This window comes from Rhizobium sp. 01T417, assembly GCF_056398905.1.
Genome location: NZ_JBFTQH010000011.1, coordinates 54,736 through 70,042, shown reverse-complemented (window position 1 = coordinate 70,042; position 15,307 = coordinate 54,736). Strand labels below are relative to the sequence as shown.

General features: G+C 59.0%; 10 protein-coding genes. 5 read left to right on the top strand and 5 right to left on the bottom strand.

Annotated features, from left to right (window positions below; translation table 11 throughout):
* Nucleotides 1-64: 64 nt before the first annotated feature.
* From AC1DPR_RS13645 to AC1DPR_RS13635, 3 genes are all read right to left on the bottom strand, one after another.
* Complete coding sequence (locus AC1DPR_RS13645; protein ID WP_112667036.1) at nucleotides 65-1,117, bottom strand: substrate-binding domain-containing protein; 1,053 nt, start codon at nucleotides 1,115-1,117, stop codon at nucleotides 65-67.
* Between the two features lie 62 nt (nucleotides 1,118-1,179).
* Nucleotides 1,180-2,181 carry an ABC transporter permease subunit gene (locus AC1DPR_RS13640; protein WP_112667051.1) on the bottom strand — a complete coding sequence of 334 codons (1,002 nt, stop codon included), beginning with the start codon at nucleotides 2,179-2,181 and terminating at the stop codon, nucleotides 1,180-1,182.
* A gap of 62 nt (nucleotides 2,182-2,243) precedes the next feature.
* Nucleotides 2,244-3,755, bottom strand: coding sequence for a sugar ABC transporter ATP-binding protein (locus AC1DPR_RS13635; RefSeq protein ID WP_477816500.1), 1,512 nt, complete (start codon nucleotides 3,753-3,755; stop codon nucleotides 2,244-2,246).
* A 179-nt stretch (nucleotides 3,756-3,934) separates the two neighbouring features.
* On the opposite strand from AC1DPR_RS13635, the gene mtnK reads away from it, so the two are divergent.
* The 5 genes from mtnK to AC1DPR_RS13610 are packed head-to-tail and all read left to right on the top strand — an operon-like array spanning nucleotide 3,935 to nucleotide 9,376.
* The gene (mtnK, locus tag AC1DPR_RS13630) at nucleotides 3,935-5,206 is read left to right on the top strand and encodes an S-methyl-5-thioribose kinase (RefSeq protein ID WP_477816499.1); all 1,272 of its coding nucleotides are present in this window, start codon (nucleotides 3,935-3,937) and stop codon (nucleotides 5,204-5,206) included.
* On the top strand, nucleotides 5,203-6,297 hold the full coding sequence (gene mtnA / locus AC1DPR_RS13625) for an S-methyl-5-thioribose-1-phosphate isomerase (RefSeq protein WP_477816498.1): 1,095 nt from the start codon (nucleotides 5,203-5,205) through the stop codon (nucleotides 6,295-6,297). Before mtnK ends, mtnA begins: the two co-directional genes overlap by 4 nt.
* A gap of 3 nt (nucleotides 6,298-6,300) precedes the next feature.
* Nucleotides 6,301-7,236 carry a transketolase gene (locus tag AC1DPR_RS13620; protein ID WP_477816497.1) on the top strand — a complete coding sequence of 312 codons (936 nt, stop codon included), beginning with the start codon at nucleotides 6,301-6,303 and terminating at the stop codon, nucleotides 7,234-7,236.
* A 2-nt stretch (nucleotides 7,237-7,238) separates the two neighbouring features.
* Nucleotides 7,239-8,240, top strand: a complete 1,002-nt coding sequence (locus AC1DPR_RS13615) for a transketolase family protein (protein WP_477816496.1) — start codon at nucleotides 7,239-7,241, stop codon at nucleotides 8,238-8,240.
* The gene (locus AC1DPR_RS13610) at nucleotides 8,240-9,376 is read left to right on the top strand and encodes a RuBisCO large subunit C-terminal-like domain-containing protein (protein WP_477816495.1); all 1,137 of its coding nucleotides are present in this window, start codon (nucleotides 8,240-8,242) and stop codon (nucleotides 9,374-9,376) included. The genes AC1DPR_RS13615 and AC1DPR_RS13610 overlap by 1 nt, the downstream gene beginning before the upstream one ends.
* Before the next feature lie 60 nt (nucleotides 9,377-9,436).
* On the opposite strand, the gene AC1DPR_RS13605 is transcribed toward AC1DPR_RS13610, so the two are convergent.
* Both AC1DPR_RS13605 and AC1DPR_RS13600 read right to left on the bottom strand, forming a co-directional pair.
* Complete coding sequence (locus tag AC1DPR_RS13605) at nucleotides 9,437-11,422, bottom strand: CHASE2 domain-containing protein (RefSeq protein ID WP_477816494.1); 1,986 nt, start codon at nucleotides 11,420-11,422, stop codon at nucleotides 9,437-9,439.
* Nucleotides 11,422-15,198: a FecR domain-containing protein gene (locus tag AC1DPR_RS13600; protein ID WP_477816493.1), complete on the bottom strand. Its 3,777-nt coding sequence runs from the start codon at nucleotides 15,196-15,198 to the stop codon at nucleotides 11,422-11,424. The genes AC1DPR_RS13605 and AC1DPR_RS13600 overlap by 1 nt, the downstream gene beginning before the upstream one ends.
* Nucleotides 15,199-15,307 lie beyond the last annotated feature (109 nt).

Sequence of the window (15,307 nt, the reverse complement as noted above, 5' to 3'; positions counted from 1 at the left end):
TTTGCTGACCCTAACAACACGTAAGACGGCCCGAAGGCCGCCTCGCATTTCCTCAGATGTCTTACTACTTCTTGTTCGGCAGCGGCATCCAGGCTGGAACGGCCACATCAGCATGAGCGAACTGCGGCAACTTGGCGCCAAGTTCTTCCATATTCTTGATATCTGCGTCCTTCAGGTCCTTCTGCGTGATCAGCGTCGGCGGGACAATCACATTGTGGCCCGGATCTTCGCCGGCAAGCAGCATGGCAAGCGCGCGTACCGAGACCTGGCCAACGACGGCGGGGTTGGTAGCGGCTGTAGCTGCCCAGGCGCTGTCCTGCTCGCGCATAGCGGCGATATCAGACGTCGAAATATCGGCCGAATAGATCTTCACGCTGGTTGAAAGACCAGCTTCGTCCACCGCGATCTTCACGCCCTTGGCGAACTCATCGTAGGGTGCGAACATCACCTGGACGTCTGGATTGGCCGACAGCACGGAGCGTGCCTGGTTGGCGACGGAGTTTGCGATCGGATTATCCATTGTTCCGAACATCGCCGCTTCATTGATGCCCGGGTACTTTGTCTTGAACTCTTTCCAGGTTTCGTCGCGACGATCGAGCGGCGCAATGCCAGCGACGTAGACGTAGCCAGCCTTCCAGGCGTCGCCATTGTCCTTGACCGCCTGCTCAAGCGCGAGGCGCGCCAGATCGCGGTCCGATTGCTCGATCTGCGGGATCTTCGGGTTCTCGACGTTGACATCGAAGGCAACGACCTTGATGCCAGCGTCAACAGCACGCTTGGCGGCTTCCTTCATCGACTCCGTAAGGCCATGCTGGATGATAATGCCATCGACCTTCAATGCAATTGCCTGATCGACCATATCAGCCTGCAGCGCCGCATCCTGGCGGCTATCCAGCACGCGCAGATCGACACCCAGGGCCTTGGCCTGCGCCTCAACGCCAGACAGGTAGGACTGGAAGAAATCGCCTGTCGACAGATAGCGCACGAGAGCGATCTTGACTTGGCCAGGGTTGTCGAAGGGCTTGGGCATGTCGGCCGAAAGGGCAACGCCCGAGAAGGCTGTCGCTCCCATGAGGCCTATTGTCAGCTTGCCGAGTGTTCTACGCGTAATCTTCATTCCTGTCTCCTCCACAGTAGACGCTTTGTTGTTCATGCGTATGCGCGAAGGGCCTCCCAGCCCTATCGTTTCCCTCTCTCCGAAAGAGCAAAGGTAAAGACCAGCGCGATGACGAGCACCGCGCCCTTGACGAAGTCCTGCGTATAGTAAGGCGCGTTCATCATCGTGAGGCCCTGCAGCAGGACACCGACGAAAAGGGCCCCTACTGCAGTCCCAAAGGCATTCGGCTTGGCGACTCCGAGCACGGCAAAGCCGATCAGGGCGGCGGCGACCGCGTCGAGCAAAAGATTGTTGCCGGAGGCAATGTCACCACGACCGAGACGCGCAGCAAGCAGAATGCCACCGATCGAAGCGAAGACGCCTGAGATGACGTAGGCAAACATCTTGTAGGCATTGACAGGCGCACCAGCGAGTTCCGCAGCACGCTCGTTCGAGCCGACGGCATACATCATCCGGCCGAAACGGGTGTACTCCAGAAAAAACCAGATAAGGATGGCGAGCACGATCAGCACGACGACCGAAACTGGCACCAGATTCGGAAGAAGGAAGTCAAACTTGTGACGTCCAAGTGCCAAAAAAGCCGGGCTGAAGCTGCCAGTTGCGGTACTGCCATCGGGCAGGCTCATCCCGGTCGCGATCGACCGACCCTCGGTCGGAATGCGCTGCAGCCCGACAAGAAGGAACATCATTCCGAGCGTTGCCAGCAAGTCGGGAACGCGCATGTAGACGACTAGGAAACCATTGACCAACCCGATCACTATGCCGATCAGCAGGCAGACGGCGATCGCCGTCAAAGCATCACCGTTCAAGATCACCATGATGTATGACGACGCCATCATTGCTGTCGTTGCGACCGAACCAATCGACAGATCGAAGCCACCGACGACCATGGTCGCTGTGACACCAAGCGCCAGAATGCCTGTGATCGATACCGACTGCAGGATGAAGACGGCGCTTTGCGGCGAAGCAAACCCGCTCGTAGCTATAGAGAAGTAGACGAGCATCGCCGCAAGCAGCAGCAGAAAGCCATAGCGGATAGCGAGCTCGCGAATATTGGCGCCCATTGCTTGCGGTGGAACGATTTTTGCCGGCTGCGCTGCCGCGATCGGCGTGTCGTGATCAGTCATCAATTCACCATTTCATGCTGGCCCGCGATCTCGGCCAGGAGTTTACTGACATCGATACCGGCGTTTAGATGCTCGCCGGCCAGCGTCTGTTCGGACATCACCAGAATACGGTCGGCAATTTCGAAGGCCTCATCGAGCTCCGTCAGGAACACAACAGTGGCTCTTCCTTGCGCCGATGCTCGAAGCTTCTCGGCAATGTCGCGGCGCGCGGCAATATCGACGCCCTGGAAAGGTTCATCGAGAACCAGCAATCGACAGGGTTGGCTTAGCCACCGGGCCACCATCACCTTTTGCTGATTGCCTCCGGAGAGCGTGTGCATCTCATCTCGTTCCGATCGGCAAACGATGCCGAGAGCGGAAATCTGCCGTTTAGCTTCGCCGCGCTCCGAACCGCGGCTGGAGACGCCGCCGACACGGGCGAGCCGCTTCAGGAAAGGAAGGCTGATATTCTCGTAAATATTGAAATCGGGGACGATGCCATTGTCCGCGCGGTCCTTGGCGACGAGGAAAACTCCTTCGGCAATGGCCTCTTGAGGTGTGCGCGGCTGATATCGCCTGCCATCAAGCGACATGCGTCCGGCAAACGGCTGTCTGGCGCCGAAAAGCGTCTCGGCAAGCGCGGTCTTGCCAACACCGACGAGACCGGTGACGGCAACGACTTCTCCCTCACGCAGCACGAAATCAAAAGGACGTGCGCTCGGCGAGAGCATGAGCTCTTCGGCACCGAGGACTGTCGCCCCGCCGTCGCGAACGGCGATGCCGTCATGGCTGATCGCTTTGCCGAGCATCGCATTCACCGCACCCTCATAGTCGAGGTCAGGTCCCGTGAAGGTGCCGGTAATACGTCCGTCACGCAGGCTGACGATACTGTCTGCCAGGCGCCGGATATCCGACATCCGGTGCGAAATATAGAGGATGGCGACACCCCGTGCGCGCAAGCGATCGACAAGCTGGAAGAGTCGCTCGGCCTCGGCGCTTGACAACGAAGACGTCGGTTCATCGAGGATAAGTACCTTTGGCTCGTGGGCCATCGCACGGGCGATGGCCACCATCTGCCGGTCGGCAAGAGATAGGCCCGAGATGCCAACGCCGAGATCAAGGGAAAGGCCCATGCGATCGGCCACTGCCTTGGCTTCGCGCCGCACGCGCCTCGGATTGAAAAGCCAGCGCGCGGAACGCCCGTTCAGCCGGTCAAGCGTCAGGTTTGTTGCGACATCCAGATCAGCTACCACCCCATCGTTTATATTCTGATGAACGGTAACGACGCCGGCACGGATGGCTTCAGCCGGTGACGACGGCGAAAAAATCTGCCCCGCCAGCGAAATATGGCCGGCGTCACGCGTGTAGACACCGCTGACGATCCGCACGAGCGTAGACTTGCCAGCACCGTTTGCACCCATAAGGGCGGTTACAGAACCGGCGCGAAGCGACAGATCGACTCCGCCGAGCACCTGGATACGACCAAAAGATTTCCGCAATCCCTCGACGCGGAACACAGGTTCTTCGTTCATCTCCGTCCTCCCACGGTGATGCTAGGCCGGGGCATCATCATTTGTCAAGCTCGTTGACATTTGACAAATCGACCCATATCAAATGTCATCAGAGTGCACGATCGCTGACGGCCCAAAGAGGAGGGAAGTCAGCCGCGCGGAGGGAGTTGGCACCGCGAAAACGGTCCGGGGAGGAAGAAATGACGGATACGAAGCCGTTCGTGGCCCTGTGCCCCGAAACGTTGCCGCAGCGGCTGGGCGGCCTAGCGGCACTCATTGAAAAATTGGGCGAGAACCAGGGTAGCTGGCGCGTCAAAGAAGTCGGAGACGGCAACCTTAATCTTGTCTTCATCGTGGAAGGCGAGCGAGGAAAGGTGATCGTCAAGCAGGCGTTGCCCTATGTCCGCCTTGTCGGCGAGAGTTGGCCGCTACCGCTCAAGCGCTCTTACTTCGAGTATCATGCGCTGATGCGCCAATCGGACCGCGATCCCGGAATGGTCCCGGAGATTTTCCATTTCGACGTCGATCAGGCGATCATCGTCATGGAATTCCTGTCACCGCATATCATTCTGAGGCGTGCTCTCATCGAGGGCCAGCGACTGCCCAGGATCGGCCGTGATCTCGGCCTATTTGCTGCACGCACGCTTTTCCGCGGCTCAGATCTCGCCATGACCGCCCGCGAGCGAAAGCAGGATCTGGCGCTGTTTTCCGACAATGTCGAACTGTGCGACATCACGGAGAATCTCGTCTTTTCAGACCCCTATTTCGAGGCCTCGCTCAATCGTCACACATCACCACAGCTCGATGGGATCGTCGCTGAACTGAGGGCGGATCGCGATTTGAAGGTCGAGGCACAAAAGCTGAAGCACCTTTTCACCACCAAGGCCGAGACCTTGCTGCATGGCGATCTTCATACCGGCTCCGTGATGGTGACGATGGATGAGACCCGCGTCATCGATCCGGAATTCGCCTTCTATGGCCCAATCGCCTTCGACGTCGGCATGATGATCGCCAATTTCTGGATGAGCTATTTCTCTCAGACGGGCCACGAACAAAACGGCAATCGCGAGGCCATGCGGGACTATCTGCTCAACGTCATCGAAACTATCTGGGCAACCTTCTGCGAGGAGTTTTCGGACCTGTGGCGCAGCGAGCGCAACGGCATCCTCTATCAGCGCTCGCTCTTCGAAGATCGCGGCGACCTGCTCGGCGCCGAACAGGCACTCGATCACGTCTTGCACGAGATCTGGACCGACATGCTCGGCTTTGCCGGCGTCGAGATCCACCGTCGCATCCTTGGCCTCGCCCACAATGCCGATTTCGAAACCATCGCGGATTTGGATCTGCGCGCACGCTGCGAGTGCAAGGCATTGAAACTCGGCCGCCATCTCGCCGTCAATCGCCGGCATATTCACAGCCTCGCGGAGATCAACTCGCTCGCCAAACGACTCGAGAAGGAGACAGTCATTTGAAAGTTGGAGCGCGTCACTACCACACCATCTGGCTGAATGACGACGGCGCATCGGTCGACATTATCGACCAGCGGTGGCTGCCGCACGAGTTTCGCGTGGTTACGCTGAAGAGCGTTGATGACGTCGCAGTCGCCATCAGGGACATGTGGGTGCGCGGAGCACCACTGATCGGCGTGACAGCAGCCTACGGGGTCGCGCTTGCCATGGCCGCCGACAGCAGGAACACCTCCCTCGACGAAGTGTGGAATACACTCCATGAAACGCGACCGACGGCAATCAACTTGCGCTGGGCGCTGGATACAATGCGCAGTTTCCTGCTCGAGCTCCCTGAGAGTCAGCGCGCTGAAGCCGCCTACAAGCGTGCTGCCACGATCGCAGAAGAGGATGTCAACCTCAACCGCAGCATCGGCATGAACGGCCTCACGGTCATTCGCGAGATCGCCGCTCGCAAGAAGCCCGGCGAGCCCGTGAATATTCTCACTCACTGTAATGCCGGTTGGCTTGCGACGGTTGACTACGGCACAGCGACGGCTCCGATCTATCTCGCGGCTGAAGAGGGGATTCCTGTCCATGTCTATGTCGATGAGACACGCCCCCGCAACCAGGGCGCCCAGCTAACGGCCTGGGAACTGAATGGCCATGGCATTCCCCATACACTCATCGTCGACAATGCCGGCGGCCATCTGATGCAGCATGGCGAGGTCGACATGGTGATCGTCGGCACCGACAGGACCACGGCCAGCGGCGACGTCTGCAACAAGATCGGCACCTATCTGAAGGCGCTCGCCGCAAAGGACAACAACGTACCATTCTATGTTGCCCTCCCCTCACCGACGATCGACTGGACGGTGCATGACGGTGTACGCGAAATCCCGATCGAGGAACGTAGCGGCGACGAGGTCACCTTCGTGCAAGGACGTGGTGCGGGCGGCGAAATTGCGAGCGTACGGGTTTCGCCGGAAGGAAGCCCCGCAGCCAATCCTGCTTTCGACGTTACTCCGGCGCGTCTGATCACTGGCCTTATCACCGAACGCGGCATTGCAGAGGCATCGCCCGCCGGCTTGAAGGCGCTTTTTCCCGAACGGAGATAACTCATGACCATCGCGAACAGGCAGAGGACGGAGGATGTCGCCGCCGGCATTCGCAGGCGTGTCTTCGTGCACACGATGCGCAACAACGGTGGCTACCTCAGCCAGGCCTGTTCCGCGGCCGAGAGCCTGGCGTTCCTTTATAACGAAGCGCTCGTCCTTGGCGAACCGACGCTGCCGAAGACCCCTCTGCCCTTCGCGGGCGTGCCGTCGTCCAAAAATCCCGACGCATTTACCGGCGCCGGCTATCATGGCGCCTTTGCTCCGGAATACGACCGCTTCATCGTCTCGCCCGCCCACTATGCGCTGGTCATATATTCGGCGTTGATTCAGGTCGGCCGGATGGACGAGAACGCGCTTGATCATTTCAATCGGGACGGAGGGTCAGTCGAAATGATCGGCGCCGAGCACAGCCCGGGCATGGAAGTGACAACCGGATCGCTTGCGCAAGGGCTATCGATGGCATCGGGCATAGCCTGGGCGCGCAAACGCCGCGGCGAACCAGGCAAGGTCTGGGTCTACATGTCGGATGGTGAATTCCAGGAGGGGCAGACGTGGGAATGCCTGGCGGCAATGAGCTATCATGGCATCGACAACATCCGCGTCGTCGTCGATGTCAATCGGCAGCAATGCGATGGGGCGATGTCCTCGGTACTTGATCTCGGCGACCTGCCGGCGCGCATCGCTTCCTTCGGCGCTACCTGTCGATCGATTGACGGACATGATCTGCAGGCATTTCGGGCTGCAGCCAATAGCTCAGAAGCACGCAGGCCTCTGGTCATCCTTGCCAATACATCGCCCTACGAGGGCATGCCGTTCCTGAAGAAGCGCTTCCCTCGCCTTCACTACGTCCGTTTCAAATCGGCAGAAGAGCGCGAGGAAATGCAGACGGCAATCGGAGCCGAGCTTCGCGTCGATCCCGCTGAAATCGCGAGGGCCTGATCATGGTCGAAATTGTCAACCGCCCCTATGCCAGAGCCTTCGAGGACTTCGCTTCCTCTCGCCCGGAAGTGCTTTGCCTGTCCGCCGATCTGACATCATCCTGCGAAGTCGACGGCTTTCGCGACCGCTATCCCGATCAGTTTCTGTCGCTCGGCATGGCCGAACAGAACATGCTGTCTTTTGCCGGCGGCCTTGCAATGCAGGGTTTCCGACCCTTCGTCCATACCTTCTCCGTCTTTCTCTATCGCCGCCCTTACGACCAACTGATCAACTCCATCGCTTACTCCAACCGCAAGGTTCGAATGATGGGTTTCCTGCCCGGAATTACGACACCGGGCGGCATCACCCATCAGGCGATCGAGGACATATCGGTCATGCGCGCCATCCCGAACATGACGGTCCTCGAAACCGGCGATGCCACCGAAGTGGAGAGCGTTCTTGACGTGGCAGACAGCATCGACGGCCCGGTGTACGTCCGAGTTCTGCGCGGCGAAGTCCCGCGGCTTTTTTCGACCCCTTTCGAGTTCAACCGACTGCGGACGCTGAGCGAGGGAGGCGATATCCTCGTCGTCTCTTCAGGCGTGTGCACCGAAGAGGCCCTACGTGCTGCCGGGCCGCTGAAAAACCGCAGGATCGGCATTCACCACCTGCATGCCTCGACGCTGAAGCCTTTTGATCGCGACGGCCTGCTGAAGGCGGCACGCGGCAAGAAAGGTATAGTCACGCTCGAGAACCACACAATCAATGGCGGGCTCGGATCGCTGGTCGCCGAAATTCTTGCCGAGGAAGGGCTTGGCATCCGCCTTCGCCGACTGGGACTGGAAGACACCTTCGCGCATGGCGCCTCCAAACCCTATCTTATGAAGAAGTACGGGCTCGATGCCAGCGCACTGACACAGGCGATCGGTAATCTGCTGGGGCGCGCCCTCGACATAGCCGATCCTGAGTTCGAAGCGGCCCGCCTCGACACGGTTCATTCGGTACAGAAGGCAGAGGCGCTCTGATGGCATCGCGTTTTTCCGTCAGCTACTGGCTCGACGCCACCGGCGAAAAAGAAGCGCGAGCGCGAGCCTTGGATATCGCAGTCGAACAGACGGTGGAAATCCCAAGAGAGATCGTGCCGCGTGGCTACGTTGAGGACGAGATTCTCGGCCGGTTGGAAAACCTGAAATCCGCCGGCGCCGAGCGCGGCGGCTTCCTGGCGGAAATTTCCTACAGCGAGGACGATGTGGGTGGCGATTTCCTGCAGCTTCTGAACATCGTCTTTGGCAACTCCTCGATCAAAACCGGTACGCGCGTCGAATCTCTGCAGCTGTCGGACGGCTTGCACAAGCTTTGCCCTGGACCACGTTTCGGCGCTGCCGGATTGCGCGCCCGAACAGAGGTCACTTCTGGTCCGCTCATCATGTCGGCGATCAAACCGGTGGGTCTATCGACGTCGGAACTCGCGGATCTCACTCACCGCTTTGCCTTGGGTGGCACGCATCTTATCAAGGACGACCACGGGCTCGTTGATCAGCCGACCTCACCTTATCCCGAGCGCCTTAAGGCCTGCGTCGAAGCCGTTGCCGAGGCAAATGCCAGCACCGGATTTCAATGCGCATACGTGCCCAACATCACAGGACCGGCGTCGCAGATCTTCGAGCGGGCCTTCATGGCAAAGGAAGCTGGCGCGGGTGCAGTTATGCTGGCACCGTCACTCGTCGGCTTTGACGTGTCCCGTACGCTTGCCGCCGACCCCGGTTTCTGTCTGCCGATCATCTCGCATCCGACTTTTGCCGGCGCCAATGTCATCACACCAACGACGGGTTTTTCGCACCGCTTCTACTTCGGAACGCTGCAAAGGCTCATGGGTGTCGATGCGGTCGTGTTTCCGAATTTCGGCGGGCGGTTCGGCTTCTCGCGCGAAGAGTGTCTGTCCATCCTCCACGGTTGCGCTGAGGATCTTGGTGAGCTGAAGCCTATCTTTCCTGCGCCTGGAGGCGGCATGACGTTCGAGCGGATACCCGACATGCAGCAGGTTTACGGGAACCATGTGATTTATCTGATCGGCGGCGCGCTTTTGCGCGAGAGCGATCTCGCATCCGCGTGCCGGGCGTTGCGAGCGCGCATCGCTGACCTATCTCTCCCGGCCAACTAAAGCCCTCCGCGGCACACGCCTCCGCGAGACCGCTCGCAGGGCAAACTCCGTGTCGTCCGACTAGTCGTCGACCCGCCGCGCGCACTCGCTTTGGACAATTGAGTAATAGAGACGAAGCGAGGGAAAGGCCGCGGTGAGCGTCTCAAACATGGCATCGAGGGGAAGCAACGTTCTATTGTACTTAGCGGCCAGGAAAGCTTTATGCACTTCCACCTGCTCCGCGCTTGCGTCCTCAACAATCGTATACACAGGCGACGGCGTCGTTCGTCCCTTCACGACGATTTGGTCGAGCTCCATCACGTTATAAAACCCGCCTACGAGACGTGCAGTTTCCTCCCCAAGCAAGATAGCAACGCCGTAGTTTTTTGACGCCCCTTCAAGGCGCGAGGCAAGATTGACGGAATCCCCAAGGCAGGAATAGTCGAAACGCCGGCTCGAGCCCATGTTGCCGACGACACATTCGCCTGTATTGATCCCAACGCCCATCTTGAGAACATGCTGTGGTGACCCGCTTGCTCGCGCTTCTATCTCGAGGTCCTTGTTGAGCTTCCCGATGGCCGTCTGCATTGCAATCGATGCCTGAACAGCGTGGAGCGCGTGCTCAGGGTCATCGAGGGGAGCGTTCCAGAACGCCATGATGCAGTCGCCCATGTACTTATCGATTGTCCCTCCGTGATCCATGACGATATCGGAGAGCGGCGTCAGCAGGCGGTTGATCAGGCCGGTTAGCTTTTCCGGATCATCCTTCATCGTCTCGGCGATTGTCGTAAAGCCACGGACGTCGGAAAATAGCACCGACAACGTTCGTCTCTCGCCGCCGAGTTTCAGCTGCGAAGGGTCATCAGATAGCCTTTTGACAAGATCGGGTGAAATGTATTGAGAAAATGCGCGGGTAATGCGTTGCTTGTTTCGGCGCTCTTCCGCAAAGTCGAAAGCGGCCTGGCCGAAGGCGACCGAGGCAAATGCAACGGTCGGCCCAAGCGGTGATACGAAGAAATGGCCGAAACGCAGGCCCGTGTAGGACAGCAGTGCGAACAAGCAGATGGCGACAACAGTTGCCAGGAGGGTGAGCCAGCCAGTCGATTTCCAGACGGCTGCAGCCGCGGATGCGGCTGCGAGCAGAACAAATCCAATAAAAGGCACCATGCTCGTGCGATTGATCCACAGCCGTTGCCGAAGATTGTCATAGATCGTCGCCTGGATCTCTACGCCGGCCGTAAGCTTCCCCGTATGCATCGTATATGGGGTGGCAAAGGCGTCAGCACCTCCCTTGTCGATCTCCGGGGCGTTCTGGAGACTAAGACCCACCAGGACAACGCGGTTATTGAACGTTCCTTCGGGCAGGAACGTCTTCGGGTCGAGTGCCTGATAATATGAGACCGTCTGATAGCTCCGTGCTGGGCCAAAGGACTGGATCATCGCGTCCTGCGGGACCGGCACGCCATCGTGGCCAGCGGCTCGCAACAGCGTGGCGGCAAAGCCGTCTTCGTAGATCGGGATGGTCCGGAAGACACCGTCCCCACCAAGTTCGATTGAGGCAATGCCCGTGCGAGCACCGGCCGCGGTGAGCTGCGGCAAAGGTGTAGCCCGCACGAGTTGGTCGGCTTGCGGCGTTTCGATCAAGGTTTCGTCGCCTGCAAGCACGATGTCAGGGCCGACCGCGGCGGCAATTGCAGTATCGTTCTCCGGTGTCGAGGGCTCTGCCATGATGATATCGAGGCCGACTGCCTTTGCGCCGGCTTCTCGCAATTGCCGGATCAACTGAGCATGCAAGCTGCGCGGCCATGGCCATTGTGCGTTTATTGCCGCAAGTGAAGGCTCGTCGATGGCAACGATCACCGGCCCCTCCCCCGGCGGCGCCAGGCCATCGATCGTCGACAGATAGTCGAAGGATTTGAGCTCCAGCAGCGGCCAAGCTGGCAGGCGCGAGAGTAGCGAGATCCCGATCAATGTCAGGAGAATAAGGACGAGCAGCCGGAGGCTGCGGTTGCTGAACAGCCAACCGGCAGATCCTGAAGCCGGACCAAGGGTCGGTGTCTTGTTCATCAGAAACGAACTTTGAATGTGCCCTTCACGGCACGTCCCCAACCAGGAACACCCGGCGTTATTTCAAATTTCTCATCGAGGAGGTTGAACGCAGCCACTTCAAGAGCAAAGCGCTTGTCGAACGGCTCCCATATCATATTGGCATCAAGCGTCCAGAAGTCATCAAGCTCTGTCCCGATGTCGTCTCCGTCCCGTTTGCCGATATAATTCGCAGCGATCGTCGCTTTCACCTTCGCTTCGTTAACCCAGGTTAGAGCGACCTGACCTGAGTTGCGTGGAACGAACGGAAGCGCACCGCCAAAGTTGACGCTTGCTTCATCCTTATTCTCCGAGTCCATACGAGCATAGGTCGCGGAAAGGCCAAACCCGTTCCCCAACGCAAAATTTGCCGTAACGCTTGCGCGGTCGAGGCTTGCTCGTTCCAAAGTCAAGCTATCGAAGGCGGGAAGCGCCGTCAGCGGCAGCCCGATCGTCATGTCGTGCAATTCCTGGTGCTGATAGCTCATGGACGTGAAGAACCTGTCCGTCCACTGGGAATCCCATTGTAGTTGAGCGGTATCGACGTAGCCATCGACTCCAACTGCAATCTGATTGGGCTGCAGCCCGACAATACCGATCGGGGCAAGTGTCGGAACGCCTATCTCAACGCTCTGACGCATGAATGCGGCGCGCAACCATTGATCTTCGACCGGCGTCCAGGCCACGCCCAATCGCGGCTCCAGCCGGCTGACATCCGTACCGTCTCCATCCAGCCACGTGGCATGGAGCGCGTATTCAGCCTTCAGGTCCGGGGTGATCTCGTGCAGCAAGTCTACGTAGGCGCGCGTCAGGTTTGTTCGATTGGATGCTTCTTCAGGACCGATTGTTACATCCGGGACAAAGAGGGGGAACAGCTCGAAGAACTCGGCAAAGCCGCTGGAGCGCGTGTCGATCCATCCTCCCTCAATTCCGTAGCGCCAGGTCAAGCCGTTGTCAGTGCCAAGGCTGTGACTGATGGCTGCGATATAGCTTTTGGACGATAGGCTTTCATTTGTGTGCCCGAAGGGAACGAGGTCCGGCGGCGGCCCTCCGAGGAACGGCACAGCTGACTGATCGAAAACGAAGTCATTCGTACTCTGCGACTTAACTTCAGAATAAAGCAGTGCCGCATTAACGATATTTCGGTAGCCGAATGTGTGGCTCCAGCCTACGCCACTGTTGAGATTATCGAGACTGTTGCCTTCGTTGCGATAGAAGGGCAGTTCGGGCGGAGCGAGGTCAAATCCGAGAAGAGGAAAGAAGAGTTCGTCATTGAACCGGGCCGAAGGCGATGGATCAAGCGTCAGCGAATTCAGGTCGAAGTCGCTTCGGCTTTGATTGATGAAGGCAACCAGCCGATCCTCAGGGGTTAGAGTGGCCGTGACATAGCCGTTGGCGCTCAGCAGCTTGTTCTCGGTAGAGAAGTTTCCGAAGTTGGCATAATCTCCCTCGGCTGGAATTTCCTCCCACTCGAAATTGCCGAAAAAGCTGATCGGGATCGTCTCGTTGGCAAAGCCCTGAATCTCGGCTTCACCGACACGCCCGGTGTGGCCGCCAACGCTGTTTATGCCGCCACCGATAGAACCTTCGATAAATGGCGTGCGAAGGAGCGTGGCCGATCTCGACCGACCTGACAACATGTGCGGATCGAGCAGCAGTCCCTGGAACAGGGAGGAAAAGCTCGTTGCGTTGGCGGTGTTTTCAATCACGCTGTCGCCAAAGGTAATGGCGTTCTTGAACGGGTTGATACTTCCCTTGAGGGCCTGGTCAGTAAAACCGCTACCTTCAAACGGATCAAAGACCGCGTCGCCGTAATATCGGCCCCAGGCGTCGAGGCCCTGCAAGCGAAACGCGTTGTTGAGCGTGGATCCGGCGTCCTGGTTGGCTCCAAGCGCGCTGAAATCCCCGCCGCGAGCACGCGCGCGCCTCAGAAACTCCTGAGCGTTTGCTATCGCGCCGTCGGCATCGTAGTCGTCAATAGCAACGGCGGTTCGAAATGCTGCAATAACGGGATCATTCTTGTCCAGTCGGTCGGCATTCTCGAGCGCCTGATTTGAAGGGTCCCTGTCGCCACGCTCATAGTGGCCTGCGGCCAGCATCAGCTGCGCTTGCGAGTAGCTCGGATTGGCGGTGGATGCCGCGAGCAGGTCTTCGATCGCCTTTTCTCGTTCACCCGTCTGGAGATAGTAGCGTCCACGCGCAAGCAGTGCGACCTCGAAGGCCGGATCGGCGGCCAGTGCCAGGTCGATCTCCCGCTTGGCTTCCTTCATGCGCGATTGGTCGAGATAAAGGATCGCAAGATTGGCGTGGCTGATCGGATCGTCGGGATCGAGTTCGATCGCCTTTTTAAAGGCCACCTCCGCCTCACGGCTGGCACCGCGGGCATCCTGCAGCAGGCCGAGATCATTCCATGCCGTCGCGGTGCCTGGCGCAATCTCGATCGCTTTGTTCAGGTCTGCAAGCGCTGCATCGAGATTTCCCTCGAAGTCGGCGCGCATACGAGCGCGGGCCTGCAAGCCATCAGGATCCATGGGGTCGATCGAAAGTGACCGTTCGATCGCCTCCCGCATCTGGGCGCGGTCATTGATCAGAAGGGCAAGCTGTGCGCGCAGTGCCGGCAGCCGCGAATCCGTCGGATAACGCGCTTCTGCTTCCTTCATCGTCCTGATGGCCGCGGGAATATCTTCGAGGAAGCCGGCCGTATAGGCCTTCATAACCGCAGCATAGGGACCCGTGATCGATGCGGGGGGCGTCTCCACATGATCGGGGTCGCGTAGCGAGCGGGAATAGTAGCCACCGTAGGCGGCTATGCTCCGGCGCTGCGGATCGAGTGCAGGCTCGGCCCGTGAGAACAGTCGTGCTGCATCGTCGTAGCGTTTTTCAGCGCCGGCGATCAGGGCTTCGATCAAATCTGCACGGGCGCTTTGGGTAACCGACAACTTGAGCGCCCGAGCTCTCGCCAACGACTTGAGTGCCTCCCGGCGACCCTCAAATGACAACTGTACTTCGGCGAGCGTCAACCAGTCTTCCGCGGTTCTTGCTTCCGGTGCCCTGGCCTCGATGCGGCTGCGCTCGGACCTCATTTTCTGCATCGGCAGGGGCGAGGCAGGCATGAAGGTAAAACCACCGCGCAGCGTTAGATAGAACAGCATCTGCTCGCGATCGTCTGGTGTCACAATGACCAGCTTGCGCGGTGCCTGTCCGATCGTCGCAACTGCCGCTTCGCCCTGTGCGACTTCGACGCTACCGTGCTCGTTTTTAAGCTCTACCCGGCCCTCGAGCACAATCAGTGAGGTCTGGTCGCCCTTGACCGTCATTGTCCAGTCGGTGCCACGAATGGCAGCCGCTGCGGCCGGCGTCTCGACCGTCAGGCCCTGGCCACCGCGCTGAGCGCGTGCCCAGATCGTACCAGATTGCAAATTGAGAATCGTGTCACCGTCGGCAGCCATCTGCTTGACCTGCAGCGCAGAATTGCGGCCCAGGCGCACCTGCGTGTGATCGGCAAACAGGATCGCCAATTGACCATTGGCATTGGTGCGCAGCACGTCGCCGCCGAGCAAGTCTTGATGAAGAGCGACGTTCTGCCAATCGGAGAGATCGACGAAACGAACCTCTTCTCCCGTCTTGCGGTCAACCACCGAGCCAGCAGCTCGCGCGGTTCGCTGGATAGGCTCCGCCGCGGCCGGATGCGTCAAATATAACGCAATCACCGCGATCGCTGTGCCCCCGCACGCGTATCTCGTAAATCTACCCCACATATTGGAAGGATTTGTCTGCCTATAGTTGAAAAGTCAAGCAGGAGGACCACAGGGATTTGCTTTGTTCCATGAGTGTAATATTAGGGAAACACTTCAGCATGGGGATGCA